The organism is Pseudomonas sp. LBUM920 (genome assembly GCF_003852315.1).
Classification (GTDB): domain Bacteria; phylum Pseudomonadota; class Gammaproteobacteria; order Pseudomonadales; family Pseudomonadaceae; genus Aquipseudomonas.
In genome coordinates, this window is the sequence record NZ_CP027762.1 from 6322086 (window position 1) to 6345169 (window position 23084).

Genomic DNA, 23084 nt, shown 5'->3' on the forward strand with positions numbered 1-23084 from the left:
ATCTACTTTCGGCGCACACCGCGCCATTAGAGGAAGCTTTCCGTGGAAGCACTGCACAAGAAAATTCGCGAAGAAGGCATCGTGCTTTCCGATCAGGTACTCAAGGTCGACGCCTTTCTGAACCACCAGATCGACCCGGCGCTGATGAAACTGATCGGCGACGAATTCGCCGAGCGCTTCAAGGACTCGGGCATCACCAAGATCGTCACCATCGAGGCCTCGGGCATTGCGCCGGCGATCATGACCGGCCTGAACCTGGGCGTACCGGTGATTTTCGCGCGTAAGCAGCAGTCCCTGACGCTGACCGAGAACCTGCTGTCGGCAACGGTGTACTCGTTCACCAAGAAGGTCGAAAGCACTGTGGCGATCTCGCCGCGCCACCTGACCAGCAGCGACCGCGTGCTGGTGATCGATGACTTCCTGGCCAACGGCAAGGCGTCCCAGGCGCTGATCTCGATCATCAAACAAGCCGGCGCGACCGTCGCAGGCCTGGGGATTGTGATCGAGAAGTCGTTCCAGGGTGGCCGTGCCGAGCTGGATGCGCAGGGTTATCGGGTTGAGTCGCTGGCGCGGGTGAAGTCGTTGGCCGGTGGTGTGGTTACTTTCATCGAGTAATCGATAACACCCCAAATATTTGGGGTGGGCGCAACTCAAAATGTGGGAGGGGGCTTGCCCCCGATAGCAGTGGGTCAGCCAACACATTGGGTGACTGATACACCGCGATCGGGGCCAAGCCCCCTCCCACAGTTGGTTTCGAGGTGGTTTTTAGTGTGCGGTGGCCTGTAGACCGGCGAGCAGCAAACGCTGGTACAGATCCTCTTTCAACCCCTCCGGCTGATCCAATCGCATCCGCTCCAGATGCTTGGGAAACGCCTCCGGCTCCGGTGCATCCAGTGCCGCCTTGCCCAACTCCAGAATCTCGGTCAGCTTGAATTTGCTCTTGAGCCAATTCAGCGCGCGCAGCAGATCCTTCTCCTCATCCGTGAAGTCAGTGCCCAGCGGATACTCCGGAAACAGCCGGTGATGCCGCGCCTGAATACCCTTGAGCCGCTCCGGCGTATTGTCGGCAAAGCGTGGGTCCAGCTCGAAATCCTTGGGCAGCTTGCCGGCCTTTTGCGCCTGTTCGATCAAGTCGTTTTGAAAGCGCGAGTCGGTGATTTTCAGCAGCGCCTCGATCACCTTGGCATCTGTCTGCCCACGCAAATCGGCAATCCCGTACTCGGTGATGACGATATCGCGCAGGTGCCGAGGAATGGTGCAGTGGCCGTACTCCCAGACGATATTGGAACTGACCTCCCCGGCCGACTCGCGCCAGCTGCGCAGGATCAGGATCGAACGTGCGCCTTCCAATGCATGGCCCTGGGCAACAAAGTTGTACTGCCCGCCGACGCCGCTGAGCACGCGGCCATCTTCCAGCTGATCGGCCACACCTGCGCCGAGCAAGGTCACCATGATTGCGCTGTTGATAAACCGCGCGTCCAGGCGTTGCAGGCGCTTGAGCTCTTCCTGGCCATACAGCTCATTGATGTAGCTGATGCGAGTCATGTTGAATTCGAGACGCTTGCCGTGAGTCATTTCCTGCAAGCGCTGGTAAAAACTGCGCGGCCCGAGGAAGAAACCGCCATGGATCGACACGCCGTCAGGTTGCGCCGCGTCATCCAGCATGCCGGCATTGGCTTGCGCCTGGGTCGCCACATCCGGGTAAACCTTGCGCCGGATAATGCCGGCGTCAGCCAGTACCAGCAGGCCGTTGACGAACATTTCGCTGCAGCCATACAGGCCACGGGCAAAGGGCGACACACCGCCTTCGCGGCTGATCAGGGGCGCCCACTGATACACATCAAGGTCGGTGAGCAGCAGTCGATAGGCCTCGTTATCCGCCTGGCGCGCCAGTAAGGCGGCGGTCAGCGCGTCGCCCATGGAGCCGATACCGATCTGCAACGTGCCGCCATCGCGCACCAGGGTGCTGGCATGCAGGCCGATAAAGTGGTCCTGAAAACCCACCGGCATGTTCGGCGTGGAAAACAGTGTGGTGCTGTCCTTTGCGTCAATCAGGTAATCGAACGCGTCCATGCCCAGTTCAGCATCGCCCGGCATGTAGGGCAGATCGGAATGCACTTGGCCAACGATCAGGATAGTTTCGCCAGCATCGCGACGCTTCTCGATCATCGGCAGCAGGTCGAGTGTGATGTCGGGGTTGCAGCTCAAGCTCAGGCGATCCGGATGCTCAGTGCTGCTGGCCACCAGTTGCGCCACCAGATTCAGGCCGGCGGCGTTGATGTCGCGCGCCGCGTGACTGTAATTGCTGCTGACGTAATCCTGTTGCGCCGATGCGCTGTGGAGCAGGCTGCCGGGCTGCATGAAGAACTGCTGCACGCGGATGTTCGCGGGCAGACTGTCCTTTTGCAGGTCGGCAAGAAAATCCAGCTCGGGGTAGTCGCCAAAGACGCGTTCGATGAAGGGCTCGAGAAAGCGCTTCTGCAAACCATCGCCCAAGGTCGGACGACCCAGGGCCAGCGCGGTGTAGATTGTCAGCGCGCGCTCCGGCAACTTGGCGATACGCCGGTACAGCGCATTGACGAACAGGTTGGGCTTGCCCAGGCCCAGCGGCATGCCCATGTGGATATGCGCGGGCAAGCGCGCCAATACGTCGTCAACTGCTTGCTCGATTGAACACAACTGCACCATCCGACCCTCCTGACATTCCATGATTAGGGGTTGGACCGAGCTTGCCGGGTCTTTGCTGCAATGAACAGTCTCGAAGTACAAATCCCAGGCACAAAAAAGCCGCTGGGCAGCGGCTTTTTTGGCGAAGATCGGTTTACTTCAAACCCGACATCTTCTCGATCGCACCTTTAAGCTCGGCATCCGAGCAATCGGCACAGGTGCCTTTGGGCGGCATGGCGTTCAGGCCGGTAATCGCCTTGGCCAGCAGGCCATCGAGGCCGCCTTGGTGGTCGGCACGGTCTTTCCACGCCGCGGTGTCACCAATTTTCGGTGCGCCCAACAGGCCGGTGCCGTGGCAGGCGTTGCAGTGCTTGGCGATCACGTCATCCGGTGTTTTTGCACCGCCGCCGCCACCGGCTGCCACCGCCACTTCCATGCCTTTGCATTCCTGGCCCTGAACACAGACTTGGCCGACAGGCTCCAGGCGCTTGGCAATTTCATCATTGGTCGCAGCTTGAGCGCTGACAGCCCATAGGGCCAGTACGGTTGCTGGTGCAGCCAGCATTTTCATAATTAGGTTCACGCGTTCACCCTCAATGGTGGCTATTCACGCCTGCGGCCACGGTTTCGCAGGCGGCGAAAGTATAACGGTTAGCCCGTCCGGCCGAAACAACCCTATTAAATAAAGGGAGATTCAGCCCTGCGGAATACAGCTACGGGTGTGTCTGCAACGCTGGCAGCACGCCTCTTGTGTCAAAAGTTCGCGGGTGTGGCTGCGCTGATTAGTCGCGCCGGCACATCGAACGGGTTGCGAAAACGATGCGGCTTGGTGCTTTCAAAGTAGTAGCTATCGCCGGCTTCGAGCACAAAAGTTTCAAGACCGACCACCAATTCCAGGCGACCTTCCACTAGAATCCCGGTTTCCTCGCCTTCGTGGGTGAGCATTTCTTCGCCAGTGTCGGCGCCCGGCGGGTAAATCTCGTTCAGAAACGCAATCGCCCGGCTCGGGTGTGCGCGGCCCACGAGTTTCATAGTGACGGCGCCGTCCGATATGTCGATCAGCTCATTGGCTTTATAGACGACCTGGGTCGGTTTTTCCTGGAGGATCTCCTCGGAAAAGAATTCGACCATCGACATGGGAATGCCGCCCAGCACCTTGCGCAAGGAGCTGATCGAGGGGCTGACACTGTTTTTTTCGATCATCGAAATGGTGCTGTTGGTGACACCCGCGCGCTTGGCGAGCTCGCGCTGGGAAAGACCCTTCAGTTTACGGATGGATTGCAGTCGTTCGCCGACGTCCAATGCAGGAGCCTCCTAGGATTCAGGCTTTGTTGTAATTGAGCGTTATCATGGCGACAGCGTTCAGTATTTACAACACTTGGGCCTAAATCCCGGCCGGCTTCACTCGTAGGCAGCGCTTAGGCCCCGCAATAGAGCCTTGGCACGCGGCGCAGGTTGCAGAAGATCTGATAGGGAATGGTCTCGGCAGCAGTCGCAACGTCGCTGGCGAGAATAGTTTTGCCCCACAGCTCCACGGTGGAACCGAGCCCGGCCTGCGGCACGTCGGTGAGGTCGACACACAGCATGTCCATGGATACGCGGCCCAGCAACTGGCTGCGCTGGCCCGCCACCAACACCGGTGTGCCAGTTGGCGCGTGACGTGGATAGCCATCGGCATAGCCCATGGCGACCACGCCGATCCGCATCGGTTTGGGTGTGATGAACTTGGCGCCGTAGCCCACCGGCTCGCCGGCCGGCAGTTCGCGCACGCAGATGACCTTGGATTCCAGCGTCATCACCGGCTGCAAGCGCGCGGCGATGGCCTGGTCTTCACCAAACGGCGTGGCGCCGTAGAGCATGATGCCTGGGCGCACCCAGTCGCTGGACACGTTCGGCCAGCCCATCACGGAAGGCGAGTTACGCAGGCTGACTTCGGCCGACAAACCTTGGCGCGCCGCTTCAAACACCGCCACTTGTTCATTGCTGCGTACACAGTCGAGCTCGTCGGCACGGGCGAAGTGGCTCATCAATACGATTTTCGCCACTTTACCGCTGGCCAGCAGGCGCTGATAAGCCTCGTGGTAATCCTTGGGATGCAGGCCGACACGATGCATGCCCGAATCCAATTTGAGCCAGATGGTCAGCGGCTTGCTCAACCGGGCCTGCTCAATCGCGTCCAACTGCCACAGCGAATGCACCACGCACCACATATCGTGCTCGATAATCAGCGGCAGTTCGTCAGCTTCAAAAAAGCCTTCCAGCAGCAATACCGGCGCGCGAATCCCGGCGGCCCGCAGCTCCAGTGCCTCTTCGATGCAGGCCACGGCAAACCCGTCGGCCTCGGCTTCCAGCGCCTGGGCCACGCGCACGGCGCCATGGCCATAGGCATCGGCCTTGACCACGGCGAGGGCCTTGGCCCCCGTGACTTCACGGGCCAGTTGGTAATTGTGGCGCAGGGCTTGGAGGTCGATCAGGGCACGGGCAGGACGCATGGCGGCAGGCTTCTAGGCGGCAGAGTGAAGAAAAAACCGGCACCGACCAACAGCGTCGGCACCGGGAGAGGGATCGTTGTTTAAGGCAGCGCGGCCACGACGGACAGCTCTACCAGGATTTCCGGTTCGCACAGCTTGGCTTCAACCGTGGCGCGGGCCGGGGCGACGCCTTTAGGCAGCCACTTGTCCCACACCGCGTTCATGCCGGCGAAATCGGCGTCGATGTCTTTCAAGTAGATCGTCACCGACAGCAGCTTGGATTTGTCGGTGCCGGCCAAGTCCAGCAAACGCTCGATATTGGCCAGGGTCTCACGGGTCTGCTTTTCAATCCCGGCACTCATGTCGTCGCCGACTTGCCCTGCCAGATACACGGTACCGCTGTGAACAACGATCTGGCTCATGCGCTCATTGGTGAGCTGGCGCTGGATTGACATGTTTTGCGGACTCCTGGTGGTTGCCGTAGCGGGAAATATCGAGGCCTTCGGCGCTGATCTGCGGGGTTTTCTTCGCCATCAGGTCGGCCAGCAAACGACCAGAGCCACAGGCCATGGTCCAGCCAAGTGTGCCGTGCCCGGTATTGAGGAACAGATTCTTGAAAGGCGTGGCGCCGACAATCGGCGTGCCGTCGGGCGTGGTCGGGCGCAGGCCGGTCCAGAACGTGGCTTCGGTCAAATCGCCGCCCTGAGGATAAAGGTCGTTGACGATCATCTCCAGGGTTTCACGCCGGCGCGGGTTCAGCGACAGGTCAAAACCGGCGATTTCAGCCATACCGCCGACGCGGATGCGATTGTCGAAACGGGTGATCGCAACTTTGTAGGTCTCGTCCAGAATGGTCGAAGTCGGTGCCATCGCCGGGTTGGTGATCGGCACGGTCAGCGAGTAACCCTTAAGCGGGTACACCGGTGCCTTGATCCCCAGCGGTTTGAGCAGTTTCGGCGAGTAGCTGCCGAGGGCCAGTACATAACGGTCCGCGGTTTCCAGCTTGCCGTCGATCCACACGCCATTGATGCGGTCGCCTGCGGAGTCGAGGCGCTGGATGTCCTGCTCGAAGCGGAACTCAACGCCCAGCTGCTTGCACATGTCGACCAAGCGCGTGGTGAACATCTGGCAGTCGCCCGTCTGATCGTTCGGCAGGCGCAGCGCGCCAGCAAGAATATCCGTGACGCTGGCCAGGGCCGGCTCGACGCGGGCGATACCGGCGCGGTCGAGCAGCTCGAACGGTACGCCAGACTCTTTGAGCACGGCGATGTCTTTGGCCGCGCCGTCCAGTTGCGCCTGGGTGCGGAACAATTGCGTCGTGCCGAGGCTGCGGCCTTCGTAGGCAATGCCGGTTTCAGCACGCAGTTCGTCGAGGCAGTCGCGGCTGTACTCGGACAGGCGCACCATGCGCTCTTTGTTCACTGCATAGCGGCTGGCGGTGCAGTTGCGCAGCATCTGCGCCATCCACAGGTATTGGTCGATATCGGCGGTGGCCTTGATCGCCAGCGGCGCGTGGCGCTGCAGCAGCCACTTGATCGCCTTGAGCGGAACGCCTGGGGCGGCCCAGGGTGAGGCATAACCAGGCGACACCTGGCCGGCGTTGGCGAAACTGGTTTCCATGGCAGCGGCTGGCTGACGGTCGACCACGACGACTTCAAAGCCGGCCCGCGCCAAATAGTACGCACTGGTCACACCAATGACGCCGCTACCCAAGACCAGAACGCGCATTTTTATATCCTCATCGCGGGCTTGGCCGCTGACGTGTGTTATTCGAGCAATGATGAGCGCAGTATAAAAAGCAATTGCCAGTGCATTTCACTATATAAATGCCTATATTTGGCGACAATTCTCGGCAAAAACCCTTTTGACAGAGGCGTATCCCCTATGCGTACCAACACCCAGACCAAGCGGGAGCTGGACAAGATCGACCGCAATATCCTGCGCATCCTGCAAACCGACGGGCGCATTTCGTTCACGGAGCTGGGAGAAAAAGTTGGGCTGTCGACCACGCCGTGCACCGAGCGCGTACGCCGACTGGAACGCGAAGGCATCATCATGGGCTACAACGCACGGCTCAATCCCCAGCATTTGAAGGGCAGTTTGCTGGTATTTGTCGAGATCAGCCTCGATTACAAGTCCGGCGACACCTTTGAAGAATTCCGCCGCGCCGTGCTCAAACTGCCCCATGTGCTGGAATGCCATTTGGTGTCGGGAGACTTCGACTACCTGGTGAAGGCACGGATTTCCGAGATGGCCTCGTACCGCAAATTGCTCGGCGACATCTTGCTCAAGTTGCCCCATGTGCGCGAATCAAAGAGCTATATCGTGATGGAAGAGGTGAAGGAGAGCTTGAACCTGCCGATCCCGGATTGAACTGCCACAAAGCGGTCAATTGTGGGAGCAGGCTTGCTCGCGAATTTGGTGTATCAGCCCGCGCATTTTTCACTGACCCGCTGCATTCGCAAGCAAGCCCGCTCCCACATTTGGAGTGAGCACATTCGCTAGACCAAGACTTGCCGGGTGCTGGCCATGTATTCGTGAATTTGCTTCTCAACCCGCGGATGAATCAACTCCACCGGCCCCCGCCCATTGGGGCACGGCAAGGTCTTGGTGGTACCAAACAACCGGCAGATCAGCGGGCGTTCGTCGTACACCGTGCAGCCATTGGGCCCAAGGTGCACGCAGTTCAGCTCGTCCATGGCAGCGTCCTGCTCGGCTGCGGTCTTGCGTGGCAGGCGCGACATTTCCTCGGGCGAGGTCGTCACCGGCCCACAGCAGTCGTGGCAACCCGGAACACACTCGAACGAAGGAATCTGCCTGCGCAGCGCGCTGATTTTCTGACTGTTGCAACTCATCGAAACACATACCGGACGGCGAATAGGCGTGGATTCTGACGCAAAACGCCCTGCGCAGACAGCTTCGTCCGACCGCTGTATCCTGCGTCAAATTTTCCAAACAGGGATGCTCCCCATGACCGCCAGCGCCCGGCACACCGCTTCCTACTACGCCGCCAGCAGCGTCCCACAACCCGGTTACCCGGCGTTGACGGGCGAAGTCAGCGCCGATGTGTGCGTAATTGGCGGCGGTTACTCCGGGCTCAACACCGCCCTGGAACTGGCCGAACGCGGTTACAGCGTGGTGCTGCTGGAGGCGCGCAGGATTGGCTGGGGCGCCAGTGGTCGTAACGGCGGCCAGCTGATTCGCGGCGTCGGCCATGGCCTGGACCAGTTTGCCAACGTGATCGGCACCGACGGCGTGCGCCAGATGAAGTTGATGGGCCTGGAAGCCGTGGAGATCGTGCGCGAGCGCGTCGAGCGCTATCAGATCCCCTGCGACCTGACCTGGGGTTACTGCGACCTGGCGAACAAACCTCAGCACCTGCACGACCTGGCCGAAGACGCCGAAGAACTGCGCAGCCTCGGCTATCGCCATGAAGTACGCCTGCTGCAAGCCAACGAGATGAGCAGCGTGATCGGTTCCGACCGCTACGTGGGCGGCATGATCGACATGGGCTCCGGCCATTTGCACCCGCTGAATCTGGCCCTCGGCGAAGCCGCCGCCGCGCAGAAGCTGGGCGTGAAGCTGTTCGAGCAGTCCGAAGTGACACGCATCGACTACGGCCCTGAAGTGAACGTGCACACCGCCCTTGGCAATGTGCGCGCCAAGACCCTGGTGTTGGCGTGCAACGCCTACCTCAATGGCCTCAACCCCTACCTGAGCGGCAAAGTGCTGCCCGCTGGCAGCTACATCATCGCCACCGAGCCGTTGAGCGAAGCCCAAGCTGCCCGCCTGCTGCCCCAGAACATGGCCGTCTGTGATCAACGGGTAACGGTGGATTACTTCCGGCTGTCCGCCGACCGCCGCCTGTTGTTCGGCGGCGCCTGTCACTATTCCGGACGTGATCCGCAAGACATCGGCGCCTATATGCGCCCAAAAATGCTCAAAGTGTTCCCCCAACTGGCCGACGTGAAGATCGACTACCAGTGGGGCGGCATGATCGGCATTGGCGCCAACCGGTTGCCGCAGATCGGCCGGTTGGCGGATCAACCCAACGTGTATTACGCCCAGGCCTACTCGGGGCACGGCCTGAATGCCACGCACCTGGCGGGTAAGCTGCTGGCCGAGGCGATCAGTGGCCAGCAGCAGGGCCGTTTCGATCTGTTCGCCCAAGTACCGCACATCACCTTCCCCGGCGGCCGACACTTGCGCTCGCCGTTGCTGGCGCTGGGGATGCTCTGGCACCGCCTCAAAGAGCTGGTCTGATCAATCACGCCAGAACGGCTTCAGGCCTTCCTGGCGCGCTTGTTCGGCGGTCAGCCCGACGTCGCGCAGTTGCTCGCGAGTCAGGTGCAGCAAGGCTTTGCGCGTGTGGCGGCGGTGCCAGAACAAACGCCAGCTGCTGATCTCCCGCGGCGCCGTCGCGCGCTCTTGCCCTGCCTGCAATTCCTGACTGTGTAACATCAGACGCACATCGCTCATGCCGCTCATTTTGCTGCCCCTCAGTTGCTTGTTGCCATGAGTGACTAGCCTGAGCGCAACGGCAAAACCATGACAGATTCAACACACCTTTATTAATTCCATACAGATACTGCCCATGACCGCCTGAATCCTGTATTTTCCGCCTATCTGTACTGGTCCTCGGGAGCGACCGCCATGACCCTCTACGTCAACCTTGCCGAATTACTGGGCACTCGCATCGAACAGGGCTTCTATCGTCCCGGCGATCGCTTGCCGTCTGTTCGCGCGTTGAGCGTTGAACATGGGGTTAGCCTGAGCACCGTGCAACAGGCCTACCGGTTGCTGGAAGACAACGGCCTGGCGATGCCAAAACCCAAGTCCGGCTACTTCGTACCGGTTGGGCGCGAGCTGCCGGCGCTGCCCGAGGTAGGCCGCCCGGCCCAGCGGCCGGTGGAAATTTCACAGTGGGACCAGGTGCTGGAACTGATTCGCGCGGTGCCACGCAAAGATGTCATACAGATGGGCCGAGGCATGCCGGATGTATTGTCGCCGACCCTGAAACCCTTGCTGCGCAGCCTGGCGCGTGTGAGTCGCCGCCAGGATCTGCCGGGGCTGTATTACGACAACATCCTCGGCTGTATGGAATTGCGTGAGCAAATTGCACGCCTGTCATTGGATTCCGGCTGCCAGCTGACGGCCGAAGACATTGTGATCACCACCGGTTGCCATGAGGCGCTGTCCGCCAGCATCCACGCGATCTGTGAGCCGGGCGATATCGTCGCGGTGGACTCGCCAAGCTTTCACGGTGCCATGCAGACCCTGAAAGGCCTGGGCATGAAGGCCCTGGAAATCCCCACGGACCCAATCACCGGCATCAGCCTTGAAGCGCTGGAACTGGCGCTGGAACAGTGGCCGATCAAGGTCATCCAGCTAACGCCAAACTGCAACAACCCCTTGGGCTACATCATGCCGGAGGCACGCAAACGTGCGTTGCTGACCCTGGCCCAGCGCTTTGACGTGGCGATCATTGAAGACGATGTGTATGGCGAATTGGCCTACAGCTACCCTCGCCCGCGCACGATCAAATCCTTCGATGAAGACGGCCGCGTGCTGCTGTGCAGCTCGTTCTCGAAAACCCTGGCGCCCGGTTTGCGCATTGGCTGGGTAGCGCCCGGTCGCTACCTGGAGCGGGTGCTGCACATGAAATACATCAGCACCGGTTCCACCGCGACCCAACCACAGATCGCGATTGCGGAGTTCCTGAAAAATGGCCATTTCGAACCGCATTTGCGGCGGATGCGCACTCAATACCAGCGCAATCGCGACCTGATACTCGACTGGGTCAGCCGCTATTTCCCGGCCGGCACACGAGCCAGCCGACCTCAAGGCAGCTTCATGTTGTGGGTCGAGCTGCCGGAAGGCTTCGACACGCTCAAGCTCAACCGCGTGTTAGTGGAGCAAGGCGTACAGGTGGCGGTAGGCAGTATCTTTTCCGCTTCCGGCAAATACCGGAACTGCCTGCGCATGAACTACGCTGCCAAACCGACCCCGCAAATTGAAGACGCAGTACGCAAAGTCGGCGCCGCCGCGATCAAGATGCTCGCCGAGACGCCAGACTGACCTTTCGCCGGAATTAGCCGTCATATGCCCACAATCGCCCTGACCTGGAAGCAGCGCCCTTGATGATCCAACGGCTTTTACCGTTTTTCCTGCTGGGCGCCCTGGCGCTGGGCGGCTGCGCAACAGTCGACACGCCGCGCATCCCCAGCGACGCCCTGCCCGCCGCGCAATCCTCATTCGGCCGTTCGATCCAGGCGCAAGCGGCGCCGCATCAAGGCCGCTCGGGTTTTCGTTTGCTGCCCAACAGCAGTGAAGCCTTCATGGCCCGCGCCGAACTGATCCGCAACGCCCAGAGCAGCCTCGACCTGCAGTACTACATCGTCCATGACGGCATCAGCACGCGCATGCTTGTGGACGAATTGCTCAAGGCGGCCGACCGCGGCGTGCGCGTGCGCATCCTGCTGGATGACACCACCAGCGACGGTCTCGACCAGGTCATCGCCACCCTCGCCGCCCACCCGCAGATCGAAATTCGCCTGTTCAACCCGCTGCACCTGGGCCGCAGCACCGGCGTCACTCGGGCCATGGGGCGACTGTTCAACTTGTCGCTGCAACATCGGCGCATGCACAACAAGTTGTGGCTGGCGGACAACAGTGTCGCCATCGTCGGCGGGCGCAACCTGGGCGACGAGTATTTCGACGCCGAGCCCAACTTGAATTTCACCGATATCGATATGCTCAGCGTGGGCCCGGTGGCCGAGCAACTCGGGCACAGTTTTGATCAGTACTGGAACAGCGCACTGAGCAAACCGATTGATGACTTCGTCTCCAACAGCCCCTCCAAACGTGACCTGGCCGCCGCCCGCGTGCGCCTGCAAGATTCGCTCGCCGAGTCCCGCCAGCAAAACCATGCGCTGTACAACCGCTTGCGCACCTACCAGACCCAACCCCGCATGGACATCTGGCGCCGCGAGTTGATCTGGGCCTGGAACCAGGCACTGTGGGATGCGCCGAGCAAGGTGCTGGCCAAGGCCGACCCGGACCCGCAGTTGCTGCTCACCACCCAACTGGCGCCGGAGCTTGAAGGCGTCAACCATGAGCTGATCATGATTTCGGCGTATTTCGTCCCCGGCCAGCCTGGGCTCGTGTACCTGACCGGCCGAGCCGACGCAGGGGTGTCAGTAAGCTTGCTGACCAATTCGCTCGAAGCCACCGATGTACCGGCGGTGCATGGCGGCTATGCGCCATACCGCAAGGCACTGCTGGAGCACGGCGTAAAACTCTACGAGTTGCGCCGCCAGCCCGGCGACCCCAGTGCAGGCAGCGGCCCGCACCTGTTTCGCCGGGGCTCGTTGCACGGCTCGGATTCCAGCCTGCACAGCAAGGCGATGATCTTTGATCGGGAAAAGTCGTTTATCGGCTCGTTCAATTTTGACCCGCGCTCGGTGCTGTGGAACACCGAAGTCGGCGTGCTGGTGGACAGCCCCGAGCTGGCGGAACACGTGCGCAACCTGGCGCTGCAAGGTATGGCGCCGGCGTTGAGCTACCAGGCGAAATTGCAGGATGGCCAGGTGGTATGGGTCACTGAGGATAACGGCCAACTGCATACGCTGACCGAGGAACCCGGCAATTGGTGGCGCAGGTTTAATGCCTGGTTTGCCACTTCAGTCGGTCTGGAGCGGATGCTGTAGGAACTATGAAGATCCAGTGTGGGAGCGGGCTTGCTCGCGAATGCGGTGGATCAGTCAATATTGCCGTTAACTGACACACCGTATTCGCGAGCAAGCCCGCTCCCGTTTCAAATCAGGCGGGCTGTGCGACGCCAAATGCACCCTGACGCAACAACAGTACCACCAGCCCCAACGCGCCGGCGGCCATCAGCAACGGCAACGCATGCCCGCTGATCCACTGGCTGCCCGCCCCGGCCACCAATGGCCCTATCAAGCAACCGATGCCCCACAACTGCGCCACGTGAGCATTCGCGCGCACCAGCGCATCGTCGCGGTAACGCTCGCCGATCAGGATCAGCGACAAGGTGAACAACCCGCCGGCACTGGCGCCGAAGACCACCCACACCGGCCAGATGAGCGGGGTGTGCATCAGCAGTGGAATCGCCAGGCTCGAGATCAGCAACAGCACCGCACAGCTCAAGAACAGCGTGCGACGCGGCAGGTAGTCAGCCAATGCGCCGATAGGCAATTGCAACAGCGCATCACCCACCACCACCGTGCTGACCATGGCCAAGGCGACCTCGGCCGTAAAACCCTGTTGCAGGCAATACACCGGCAGCAGCGTCAGAATCATCGCTTCGAACGCCGCGAATAAAGCCACCGCCCAGGCAATCGCCGGCAGGCTCAAGCAAAAGCGCCATAAGTCGCCAAAGGTGACACTGAAGGATTCAGCCGTCGGCGCGCCGGAGCGCCCCAGCAACAGCAGTGGCGCGACCATCAGCAGGCCTACGCCCACCCAGAAGCCGTAATCATGGTCGGTGCCAATCACACCCAGCAGTAGCGGCCCCGACAATTGGCTCAAGGCGTAACTGCAGCCATACAGCGCCACCAAGCGGCCCCGCCACTGCTCCACCACCAACTGGTTGATCCAGCTTTCACCAAGGATAAACACGATGGTCAGGATCACCCCGATCATCAGCCGCAGCACCAGCCAGACCGGATAGCTGGGCAGGATTGCCAGCAGGCCGATGGACACCGCACCGGCCCACAGGCACAGGCGCATCAGGTTGGCGGTGCCCAGCCATGAAGCCATGCGGCTGGAGACCTTGGCGCCCAGCAGTACGCCGAAGGCCGGCATGGCCGCCATTACGCCGATAGCGAAACTGCCGTAGCCCCAGCCTTCAAGGCGCAGGGACACCAGCGGCATGCTGACCCCGAGGGCCAGACCGACGCTGAGTACCGAGGCCAGGACGGCGAAGTAAGTCGCCCAACGCATGTCCACGCTCCTGTGGATAATTTTCAGGGTTTCAAACGAACTGCAGGAGCGAGCCTATGTGGGAGCCGGGCTTGCCTGCGATGCAAGCACCTTGGTGTGTCAGTCACACCTCGGTGATGCTATCGCAGGCAAGCCAGCTCCCACAAAAGCCAGCTCCCACATTTGGCCTGCGGTGTTTCCTACAGGGTTACAGCTTGATCCAGGTTGCCTTCAGTTCGGTGTACTTGTCGAACGCGTGCAGCGACTTGTCGCGACCGTTACCGGACTGCTTGAAGCCACCAAACGGCGCGGTCATGTCACCGCCATCGTACTGGTTGACCCACACACTACCGGCGCGCAAGGCCTTGGCCGTCAGGTGCGCCTTGGAGATATCCGCCGTCCACACCGCTGCGGCCAGGCCGTATTGGGTGTCGTTGGCGATGGCGATGGCTTCTTCGGCGCTGTCGAAGGTGATCACCGACAGAACCGGGCCAAAGATTTCTTCCTGGGCAATCTTCATGGCGTTGGTCACGCCGTCGAAAATGGTCGGTTCAACGTAAGTGCCACCGGTTTCTTCCAGGGTGCGCTTGCCGCCCGCAACCAGCTTGGCGCCGTCGGCGTGGCCAGCTTCGATGTACGACAGCACGGTGTTCATCTGCTGGGTGTCCACCAGCGCACCGACGTTGGTCGCCGGGTCCAGCGGGTTGCCTGGCTTCCAGCCTTTGAGGGCCTCGATCACCAGCGGCAGGAATTTATCCTTGATGGAGCGCTCCACCAGCAGACGCGAACCGGCGGTGCAGACTTCGCCCTGGTTGAAGGCGATGGCGCCAGCGGCGGATTCGGCCGCCGCTTGCAGGTCCGGCGCATCGGCGAACACGATGTTCGGGCTCTTGCCGCCCGCTTCCAGCCACACGCGCTTCATGTTGGACTCGCCGGAGCGAATCAACAGCTGCTTGGCGATTTTGGTGGAACCGGTGAACACCAGGGTGTCGACGTCCATGTGCAGCGCCAGGGCATTGCCCACGGTGTGGCCGTAGCCCGGCAGCACGTTGAACACGCCTTTTGGAATACCGGCTTCAACGGCCAGGGCCGCGATGCGGATGGCGGTCAGCGGGGATTTTTCGGACGGTTTGAGGATCACCGAGTTACCGGTAGACAGCGCCGGGCCGAGTTTCCAGCAGGCCATCATCAGCGGGAAGTTCCACGGTACGATCGCGCCGACAACGCCGACCGGCTCGCGGGTCACCAGGCCCAATTGATCGTGCGGAGTGGCGGCGACTTCGTCGTAGATCTTGTCGATGGCCTCGCCGCTCCAGCTCAGCGCGTTGGCTGCGCCAGGCACGTCAATGCCCAGGGAGTCGCTGATCGGCTTGCCCATGTCCAGGGTTTCGAGCAGGGCCAGCTCTTCGGCATTGGCCTTGAGCAGCGCGGCGAAACGGATCATGGCGGACTTGCGCTTGGCCGGTGCCAGACGTGACCAGACCCCGGAATTAAAGGTGGCGCGGGCATTTTCTACAGCGCGCTGGGCGTCGGCGACGTCGCAGCTGGCGACAGTTGCCAGCAGGCGGCCATCGACCGGGCTGATGCATTCGAACGTGTCACCGGAAACAGCGGCGGTGTATTCGCCATTGATGTAGGCGCGGCCTTCGATCTTCAGATCCTTGGCGCGTTGTTCCCAGTCGGCACGGGTCAGGGTGGTCATGCGAGTGTCCTCCTCTTATTGAATACAAGGGCCAGGTGATGTCCCCCGGCAGCCTCAAAGAATTCTTGCCCGGCCAGCCTGCTGTTCGGCTCAAGGCAGCTGCCACCCTAAACCAGCGGCTGGGGGTGTTTCAATATATTTGACACAACGCCGGTAAACGCCCTTGCGATGTTCATTTTAATAAACATAGACTTTGGACTCTCCAACCGCAGGCCAGACGGGACACGCACATGAGCATCCAGGACATCGTCGACTTCAGCCAAGCCAATACCGCCCCCGAACGCTACCGGCCGGCTGCCGAAAAAGTCCTCAAGGGCGATCCCGAGCAAACCCTCTACAACCACTACAACAGCCCGTGCGGCCAGATGAACGCCGGGGTCTGGGAAGGTGAAGTCGGGCAATGGAAGGTCAACTACACCGAGCATGAATACTGCGAGATCGTGCAGGGCGTTTCGGTGCTGCGCGATGCCGACGGTAACGCCAAGACCTTGCGTGCGGGCGACCGCTTCGTGATCCCCGCGGGTTTCAGCGGCACCTGGGAAGTGCTGGAACCGTGCCGCAAGATCTACGTGGTGTTTGAACAGAAAGCCTGATAAGCAAATCACAGGCAAAAAAAAGCCCGACTCGTGAGAGACGGGCTTTTTTTCACAAGGAAGAAAATCAATTACTTGATTTTGCCTTCTTTGTAGATCACGTGCTTGCGAACGCGCGGGTCGAACATTTTCTTTTCGAGCTTGTCCGGGGTAGTACGCTTGTTCTTGTCGGTAGTGTAGAAGTGACCAGTACCGGCGCTAGAGATCATTCGAATCAATTCACGCATGATAAAGCTCCTTAGATCTTGCCAGCGGCGCGGATTTCGGCCAGCACGACAGTGATGCCGCGCTTGTCGATGATACGCATGCCTTTGGCAGATACACGCAGGCGAACAAAACGTTTCTCTTCTTCAACCCAGAAGCGGTGATGCTGCAGGTTCGGCAGGAAACGACGACGGGTTTTGTTATTTGCGTGGGAAATGTTATTCCCAGTCACCGGACCCTTACCGGTAACTTGACAGACTCTCGACATGCCTCAGCCCTCTAAAACCACATGCCCAACCCGGCATGGGTTGGCCGCTTAATCTCTCAGTCATTTGGCGCCAGGCGCCGCGTTTCTTTAAGGGTCTTACCGGCTACACCTACAGTGAAGGAACCGGGCCCCTAGAAAAGAGCGCTGCTTTATACCAGAAAGACCAAGGTGCAACAACAGCCCGTGTGTTTTTACCGGCGTAAATCTTGGCGACAGACGCCTGAACCGTTGCCAGGAGTGGCCGCTGTAACAGCCGACCGCTCGTCGCACAGAATGATTTACAGCGCTCGCACGCACGATGAAGTGCTAGGCGAAACGCGCTGAGGCGCCATCAAAACAGCATTTGCGCCAAAAGCACAGGCAAAAATGGACTAGTCATTTATCAATCAGACCACTACGGTAGTCTTTTTCCAGACTGCACTCGCAGATGGGCCTTCGATCTGCAAAGGAAACCGAACATGCGCCTCGCTGCCCTACCGCTATTGCTAGCCCCTCTATTTATTGCGCCGGCGGCCCTGGCTGCTACCAGTTTAAGCGTGTGTACCGAAGCCAGCCCTGAAGGGTTCGATGTGGTGCAATACAACTCGCTCACCACTACAAATGCCTCGGCCGACGTCCTGATGAACCGCCTCGTGGACTACGACGCCGCCAGCGGCAAGCTGGTGCCGAGCCTCGCAGACAGTTGGGACGTTTCGCCAGATGGCCTGACGTACACCTTCAAGCTGCACCCGGATGTGAAATTCCACCGCACCGAATACTTCACCCCAAGCCGCACCCTCACCGCCGAAGATGTGCGCTTCAGTTTCGAGCGCATGCTCGACCCGGCCAACCCATGGCACAAGATCGCCCAAAGCGGCTTCCCACATGCCCAGTCGCTACAGTTGCCGACGCTGGTCAAGAAGATCGACGCCCTCGACCCGCTGACCGTGCGCTTCACGCTCGATCATGCCGACTCGACCTTCCTCGCCGCGTTGAGCATGGGCTTTGCCTCAATCTACCCGGCCGAATACGCCGACAAGCTGCTCAAGGCCGGCACTCCGGAGAAGCTTAATAGCCAACCTATCGGCACCGGCCCGTTTGTTTTCGTCCGGTTCCAGAAAGATGCCGTGGTTCGCTACAAAGCCAACCCGGACTATTTCGCCGGCAAACCGGCTGTGGATAACTTGCTGTTCGCCATTACCCCGGACGCCAACGTGCGCCTGCAGAAATTGCATCGCGACGAATGCCAGATCGCCCTCTCGCCCAAGCCGCTGGATGTGGGCGAGGCCGAAAAAGACCCGGCATTGAAGGTGGAGAAAACCGCCGCCTTCATGACTGCATTCGTAGCCATCAACAGCCAGCATCCGCCGCTGGACAAGCCGGAAGTGCGCCAGGCAATCAATCTGGCGTTCGACAAGAACAGCTACCTCAAGGCCGTGTTTGAAGGCACCGCCGAGGCGGCCAATGGCATTTATCCACCCAATACCTGGAGCTATGCCAAAGACCTGCCGGGTTATCCACAGGACATCGCCAAGGCCAGGACGCTGCTCGACCGCGCGGGGCTCAAGGACGGTTTCAAGACCACCATTTGGACACGACCAACCGGCAGCTTGCTGAACCCCAACCCTAACTTGGGTGCACAACTGTTGCAGGCAGACCTGGCCAAGATCGGCATCCAGGCAGAGATACGCGTGATCGAATGGGGCGAACTGATTCGCCGCGCCAAGGCTGGTGAACATGACCTGCTGTTCATGGGCTGGGCCGGCGATAACGGCGACCCGGATAACTTCCTCACCCCGCAGTTCTCTTGCGCGGCGGTGAAATCCGGCACCAACTTTGCCCGCTACTGCGACCCCGCGCTGGACAAACTGATCAGCGCTGGCAAGACCACCAGCGAGCAAGGCGTACGCACCAAGTTGTATCAACAGGCCCAGGCGCAGATCCAGCAGCAGGCGTTGTGGCTGCCGCTGGCGCATCCGACCGCGTTTGCCCTGACACGCAAGAATGTCGAGGGCTATCAGGTGAGCCCGTTCGGGCGCCAGGACTTCTCGAAAGTCAGCGTCAAGCCCTGATGACCTGCCCCGCCCTTGCGGGCGGGGCTACATCCACCCGTATTCCGCCATCGACAACGGATCACCATCACCGACGATGATGTGATCCAGCACCCGCACATCCACCACCTCCAACGCCTTTTGCAGCAACTTGGTCAATTTTCGATCAGCCGCACTCGGCTCGACACTCCCGGAAGGATGGTTGTGACACAGAATCAACGCTGCCGCGTTGTACGCCAACGCACGCTTGACCACTTGCCGCGGGTAAACAATGGCAGTGTCGATGGTGCCTTGAGACAGCGCCTCAAAGCCCAGAACGCGGTGCTTGGAGTCGAGAAACAGGCAGCCAAAGATCTCGTGAGGCTCATGACGCAGCAGCGCCTTGAGGTAGTCACGCACTGCCAGCGGGCTTTCCAGCACCGAGTCCGCGCGCAGGCGTTCGGCCATGTGCCGTCGGGACATCTCCAGCACAGCCTGCAACTGGGCAAACTTTGCCGGCCCTAACCCCAAATGCTGGCTGAACAGCGTCTGGTTGGCCTCCAACAGCGGGCGAAGGCCGCCAAATTGCGCCAGTAAATGGCGCGCCAGGTCGACCGCGCTTCTGCCCGACACCCCGGTGCGCAGGAAGATTGCCAGCAGTTCGGCATCCGACAGCGTTGCCGCGCCCCATTCCAAAAGTTTCTCCCGCGGACGTTCCGCCACAGGCCAATCGCGAATACTCATCCCACCTCCGTGTGCATGTGCGCCGCTGTTGCCCGGCGGACGCTGTGTTATCTTAAGCCCTCTTTTTTGCGTGCGATTTCTCCTGGGGAGGGGGCATCGCAGGCGTCATTGAACTGGCATCACTGAACTGGAAAGGCAAACCAATGCAGCGTCTGTATCGGAAACGCATCGTTCTCGGCGTCGGCGGCGGCATTGCCGCCTACAAGAGCGCAGAGCTGGTTCGCAGGCTCCTGGACCAGGGCGCCGAAGTGCGCGTAGTCATGACCCGCGGCGGCAGCGAGTTCATCACCCCGCTCACCATGCAAGCTTTGTCCGGCCACCCGGTTCATCTGGACCTGCTGGACCCGGCGGCCGAAGCCGCGATGGGCCATATCGAGCTGGCCAAATGGGCCGATCTGGTACTGATCGCCCCGGCAACCGCCGACTTGATCGCCCGCCTGGCCCAAGGCATCGCCGATGACCTGCTGACCACGCTGGTGCTGGCCACTGACGCCACCGTCGCCATCGCCCCGGCCATGAACCAGGCCATGTGGCGCGACCCGGCGACCCAGGCCAACACCCAGCTCCTGCAAAGCCGAGGCCTCAAGGTGTTCGGCCCGGCGTCCGGCAGCCAGGCCTGCGGCGACGTCGGCATGGGCCGCATGCTCGAAGCCACCGACCTGGCGCTTTGCGCCGCCGAGTGTTTCCAGCACCTGGCCCTTACCGGCAAACACGTGCTGATCACCGCCGGCCCGACTCAGGAAAACATCGACCCGGTGCGCTACATCACCAACCATAGCTCAGGGAAAATGGGCTTTGCATTGGCCGAAGCGGCGGTCGAGGCAGGCGCACGTGTCACCTTGATCACCGGCCCGGTGCATTTGCCGACGCCTGATCGGGTCACGCGAATCGACGTAGTCAGCGCCCGGGACATGCTGGCGGCTTGCGAGGCAGCCATTCCCTGCGACCTGTTTATCGCCTCGGCAGCGGTTGCAGACTACCGCCCGGAAGTCGTAGCCCCGCAAAAGCTTAAGAAAGACCCTACAAGCGGCGACGGCCTGCTCCTGCAAATGGTGCGCAACCCCGACATCCTGGCAACCATCGCCACGCGTGCGGACCGCCCTTTCAGCGTCGGCTTTGCCGCCGAAACCGAGCACCTGCTGGACTACGCGGCACGCAAATTGAAAGACAAAAACCTCGATCTGATCGTTGCCAATGATGTCGCCAACCCCAGCATCGGCTTCAACAGCGAGGAAAATGCCATCAGCGTGATCGACCGCGAGTTGCACGCCACCGTTTTCGCCCAGACCAGCAAAGGCAAAATTGCCCGCCAACTGATCTCATTTATCGCCCAACGGCTGAACCAGGTTTAATTGACATGCACGCTTTGCAAGCCAAGATTCTCGACCCACGCATCGGCAACGAATTCCCACTGCCGACCTACGCCACCCCAGGCTCCGCCGGGTTGGACCTGCGCGCCATGCTCAAGCAAGACACCGTTCTTGAACCGGGCCAGACCCTCCTGATCCCTACCGGCCTGTCGATTTACGTTGGCGATCCGGGCCTGGCGGCACTGATCCTGCCGCGCTCCGGCCTGGGCCACAAACACGGCATCGTGCTGGGCAACCTGGTCGGCCTGATCGACTCCGACTACCAGGGCGAGCTAATGGTGTCGTGCTGGAACCGCGGCCAGACCGCCTTCAACATTGCTGTTGGCGAGCGTATCGCGCAACTGGTGCTGGTGCCGGTGGTGCAAGCGCACTTCGAACTGATTCAGGAGTTCGATGAGACTCAACGCGGCGCAGGCGGTTTTGGGCATTCCGGCAGCCACTGACTAAGCTGAATCAGGCCGGACGCTTTTGTCCGGCCCGATGCCACCGCAAGGCTTTTCAGGACGAAGAATGCGCGGAATTAATCAGCGAGATTTCATCATTGAAATCAATGCATTACGCAGCTATAAGCACGTAGTGCCAGCTCCGATGGCACTTTTGCACCACGAACTCTCTGCCGAAAACGCCGTCATACCCTTCAGTTTGAGCCTGCCGGTCAGCCACTTTAAGGCCAGCTTTGCCCCCTTCAGATGGAGTTTCCCCCCGCGATGAGTACCGCAGCCCGAGTAGCCCCGACATTTCCCGACAGCATCTTTCGCGCCTATGACATCCGTGGCGTCGTGCCCAAGACCCTGACCGCCGAAACCGCCTATTGGATCGGCCGTGCCATCGGCTCCCAAAGCCTGGCCCAGGGCGAACCCAATGTATCGGTAGGCCGCGATGGCCGCTTGTCCGGCCCGGAGCTGGTGGAACAACTGATCCAGGGCCTGGCCGACAGCGGCTGCCACGTCAGCGATGTGGGCCTGGTGCCGACCCCTGCGTTGTACTACGCAGCCAACGTACAGGCTGGCAAGTCCGGCGTTATGCTCACCGGCAGCCATAATCCGTCGGACTACAACGGCTTCAAGATCGTCATCGCCGGTGACACCCTCGCCAACGAACAGATTCAGGCGCTGCACGAGCGCCTGAAGACCAACGATCTGACCACCGGCACCGGCAGCATCACCAAAGTCGATATTCTTCAACGCTACTCTGACCAGATCACTGGCGACGTCAAACTCGCCCGCCGCCTGAAAGTAGTGGTGGACTGCGGCAACGGCGCGGCCGGCGTGATTGCCCCGCAACTGCTCGAAGCCCTGAACTGCGAAGTGATCCCGTTGTTCTGCGACGTCGACGGCAACTTCCCTAACCACCACCCGGACCCGGGCAAGCCTGAAAACCTGGTGGACCTGATCGCCAAGGTCAAGGAAACCGGCGCCGACGTGGGCCTGGCGTTCGACGGTGACGGCGACCGCGTCGGCGTGGTGACCAACACCGGCGAGAACGTGTTCGCCGACCGCCTGCTGATGTTGTTTGCCCGCGACGTGGTGGCCCGTAACCCCAACGCCGAAATCATCTTCGACGTGAAGTGCACCCGCCGCCTCACCCCGCTGATCAAGGAATACGGCGGTCGCCCACTAATGTGGAAGACCGGCCACTCGTTGATCAAAAAGAAAATGAAGGAAACCGGCGCGCTGTTGGCCGGCGAAATGAGCGGCCACGTGTTCTTCAAAGAGCGCTGGTTCGGGTTCGACGACGGCATTTACAGCGCCGCCCGTCTGCTGGAGATCCTCAGCAAGGAAAAATCCACGGCGCAGGAGCTGTTTCAGACCTTCCCGAATGATATTTCTACGCCAGAGATCAATATCCATGTGACCGAGGAGAGCAAATTCAGCATCATTGACGCACTGCACGATGCGCAATGGGGCGAAGGCGCCAACCTGACCACCATTGATGGTGTGCGCGTCGATTACGCCAAAGGCTGGGGCCTGGTTCGTGCGTCCAACACCACACCGGTGCTGGTCCTGCGTTTCGAGGCGGATACCGAGGCTGAGTTGCAGCGCATCAAGGACGTGTTCCACGCCCAGTTGAAACGTGTTGCCCCTGATCTCCAATTACCGTTCTGATTTTTTAC

General features: G+C 60.6%; 22 protein-coding genes and 1 pseudogene. 10 read left to right on the forward strand and 13 right to left on the reverse strand.

The features are described from left to right. The first annotated feature begins 42 nt into the window (after positions 1-42). Entirely contained in the window at positions 43-615 is a 573-nt protein-coding gene (locus tag C4J83_RS29465; protein WP_094948722.1) for a xanthine phosphoribosyltransferase, read from the forward strand. Positions 616-765: 150 nt separating this feature from the next. Here the strand turns inward: C4J83_RS29465 and C4J83_RS29470 are convergent, their stop codons facing one another. From C4J83_RS29470 to dadA, 6 genes are all read right to left on the reverse strand, one after another. Next, positions 766-2688, reverse strand: a complete 1923-nt coding sequence (locus tag C4J83_RS29470) for an acetyl-CoA hydrolase/transferase C-terminal domain-containing protein (protein WP_124418745.1) — start codon at positions 2686-2688, stop codon at positions 766-768. Between the two features lie 133 nt (positions 2689-2821). Next, positions 2822-3238, reverse strand: a complete 417-nt coding sequence (locus tag C4J83_RS29475; RefSeq protein ID WP_099488297.1) for a c-type cytochrome — start codon at positions 3236-3238, stop codon at positions 2822-2824. Between the two features lie 182 nt (positions 3239-3420). Next, positions 3421-3969, reverse strand: a complete 549-nt coding sequence (locus tag C4J83_RS29480) for a cupin domain-containing protein (protein ID WP_106575843.1) — start codon at positions 3967-3969, stop codon at positions 3421-3423. 116 nt (positions 3970-4085) lie between these two features. After that, positions 4086-5159 (reverse strand): alanine racemase, encoded by a 1074-nt coding sequence (gene alr / locus C4J83_RS29485; protein WP_119737240.1) that lies wholly within the window; start codon positions 5157-5159, stop codon positions 4086-4088. 80 nt (positions 5160-5239) lie between these two features. Further along, positions 5240-5593: a RidA family protein gene (locus tag C4J83_RS29490; RefSeq protein WP_016970573.1), complete on the reverse strand. Its 354-nt coding sequence runs from the start codon at positions 5591-5593 to the stop codon at positions 5240-5242. Further along, a complete protein-coding gene (gene dadA, locus C4J83_RS29495; RefSeq protein ID WP_124418746.1) occupies positions 5565-6866 on the reverse strand; it encodes a D-amino acid dehydrogenase in 1302 nt (433 codons plus the stop codon). The genes C4J83_RS29490 and dadA overlap by 29 nt, the downstream gene beginning before the upstream one ends. Before the next feature lie 156 nt (positions 6867-7022). Here dadA and C4J83_RS29500 point away from each other — a divergent pair, with 156 nt between their 5' ends. Beyond that, positions 7023-7511 carry an Lrp/AsnC ligand binding domain-containing protein gene (locus tag C4J83_RS29500; RefSeq protein WP_003176896.1) on the forward strand — a complete coding sequence of 163 codons (489 nt, stop codon included), beginning with the start codon at positions 7023-7025 and terminating at the stop codon, positions 7509-7511. A gap of 128 nt (positions 7512-7639) precedes the next feature. On the opposite strand, the gene C4J83_RS29505 is transcribed toward C4J83_RS29500, so the two are convergent. Next, complete coding sequence (locus C4J83_RS29505; RefSeq protein WP_003176897.1) at positions 7640-7993, reverse strand: YkgJ family cysteine cluster protein; 354 nt, start codon at positions 7991-7993, stop codon at positions 7640-7642. A gap of 115 nt (positions 7994-8108) precedes the next feature. Between C4J83_RS29505 and C4J83_RS29510 the strand changes: the two genes are divergently transcribed. Further along, a complete protein-coding gene (locus C4J83_RS29510; protein ID WP_124418747.1) occupies positions 8109-9401 on the forward strand; it encodes an NAD(P)/FAD-dependent oxidoreductase in 1293 nt (430 codons plus the stop codon). On the opposite strand, the gene C4J83_RS29515 is transcribed toward C4J83_RS29510, so the two are convergent. Beyond that, positions 9402-9626 (reverse strand): DUF1127 domain-containing protein, encoded by a 225-nt coding sequence (locus C4J83_RS29515; protein ID WP_124418748.1) that lies wholly within the window; start codon positions 9624-9626, stop codon positions 9402-9404. Between the two features lie 165 nt (positions 9627-9791). On the opposite strand from C4J83_RS29515, the gene C4J83_RS29520 reads away from it, so the two are divergent. Beyond that, entirely contained in the window at positions 9792-11216 is a 1425-nt protein-coding gene (locus C4J83_RS29520; RefSeq protein WP_124418749.1) for an aminotransferase-like domain-containing protein, read from the forward strand. 62 nt (positions 11217-11278) lie between these two features. Next, positions 11279-12847, forward strand: a complete 1569-nt coding sequence (locus C4J83_RS29525) for a phospholipase D family protein (RefSeq protein WP_119737236.1) — start codon at positions 11279-11281, stop codon at positions 12845-12847. Positions 12848-12959: 112 nt separating this feature from the next. Here the strand turns inward: C4J83_RS29525 and C4J83_RS29535 are convergent, their stop codons facing one another. Both C4J83_RS29535 and C4J83_RS29540 read right to left on the reverse strand, forming a co-directional pair. Then, complete coding sequence (locus tag C4J83_RS29535) at positions 12960-14102, reverse strand: MFS transporter (protein ID WP_106575850.1); 1143 nt, start codon at positions 14100-14102, stop codon at positions 12960-12962. A 187-nt stretch (positions 14103-14289) separates the two neighbouring features. Next, positions 14290-15783, reverse strand: a complete 1494-nt coding sequence (locus tag C4J83_RS29540; RefSeq protein ID WP_106575851.1) for an aldehyde dehydrogenase — start codon at positions 15781-15783, stop codon at positions 14290-14292. 230 nt (positions 15784-16013) lie between these two features. On the opposite strand from C4J83_RS29540, the gene C4J83_RS29545 reads away from it, so the two are divergent. Next, positions 16014-16376, forward strand: coding sequence for a cupin domain-containing protein (locus C4J83_RS29545; protein WP_124418750.1), 363 nt, complete (start codon positions 16014-16016; stop codon positions 16374-16376). A gap of 71 nt (positions 16377-16447) precedes the next feature. On the opposite strand, the gene rpmG is transcribed toward C4J83_RS29545, so the two are convergent. Then, entirely contained in the window at positions 16448-16603 is a 156-nt protein-coding gene (rpmG, locus tag C4J83_RS29550; protein WP_003176906.1) for a 50S ribosomal protein L33, read from the reverse strand. A gap of 11 nt (positions 16604-16614) precedes the next feature. Continuing rightward, complete coding sequence (rpmB, locus tag C4J83_RS29555) at positions 16615-16848, reverse strand: 50S ribosomal protein L28 (RefSeq protein ID WP_003176907.1); 234 nt, start codon at positions 16846-16848, stop codon at positions 16615-16617. A 458-nt stretch (positions 16849-17306) separates the two neighbouring features. On the opposite strand from rpmB, the gene C4J83_RS29560 reads away from it, so the two are divergent. Next, positions 17307-18899, forward strand: coding sequence for an ABC transporter substrate-binding protein (locus C4J83_RS29560; RefSeq protein WP_124418751.1), 1593 nt, complete (start codon positions 17307-17309; stop codon positions 18897-18899). A 27-nt stretch (positions 18900-18926) separates the two neighbouring features. On the opposite strand, the gene radC is transcribed toward C4J83_RS29560, so the two are convergent. Then, the gene (gene radC, locus C4J83_RS29565; RefSeq protein ID WP_119737230.1) at positions 18927-19601 is read right to left on the reverse strand and encodes a RadC family protein; all 675 of its coding nucleotides are present in this window, start codon (positions 19599-19601) and stop codon (positions 18927-18929) included. 143 nt (positions 19602-19744) lie between these two features. On the opposite strand from radC, the gene coaBC reads away from it, so the two are divergent. The 3 genes and pseudogenes from coaBC to C4J83_RS29585 form a co-directional block, all read left to right on the forward strand. Then, positions 19745-20953, forward strand: coding sequence for a bifunctional phosphopantothenoylcysteine decarboxylase/phosphopantothenate--cysteine ligase CoaBC (coaBC, locus tag C4J83_RS29570; protein WP_010207499.1), 1209 nt, complete (start codon positions 19745-19747; stop codon positions 20951-20953). A 5-nt stretch (positions 20954-20958) separates the two neighbouring features. Beyond that, positions 20959-21414, forward strand: coding sequence for a dUTP diphosphatase (gene dut, locus C4J83_RS29575; RefSeq protein ID WP_124418752.1), 456 nt, complete (start codon positions 20959-20961; stop codon positions 21412-21414). Between the two features lie 240 nt (positions 21415-21654). After that, positions 21655-23076: pseudogene (locus C4J83_RS29585) on the forward strand (phosphomannomutase/phosphoglucomutase); the annotation flags it as partial. Positions 23077-23084: the final 8 nt, after the last annotated feature.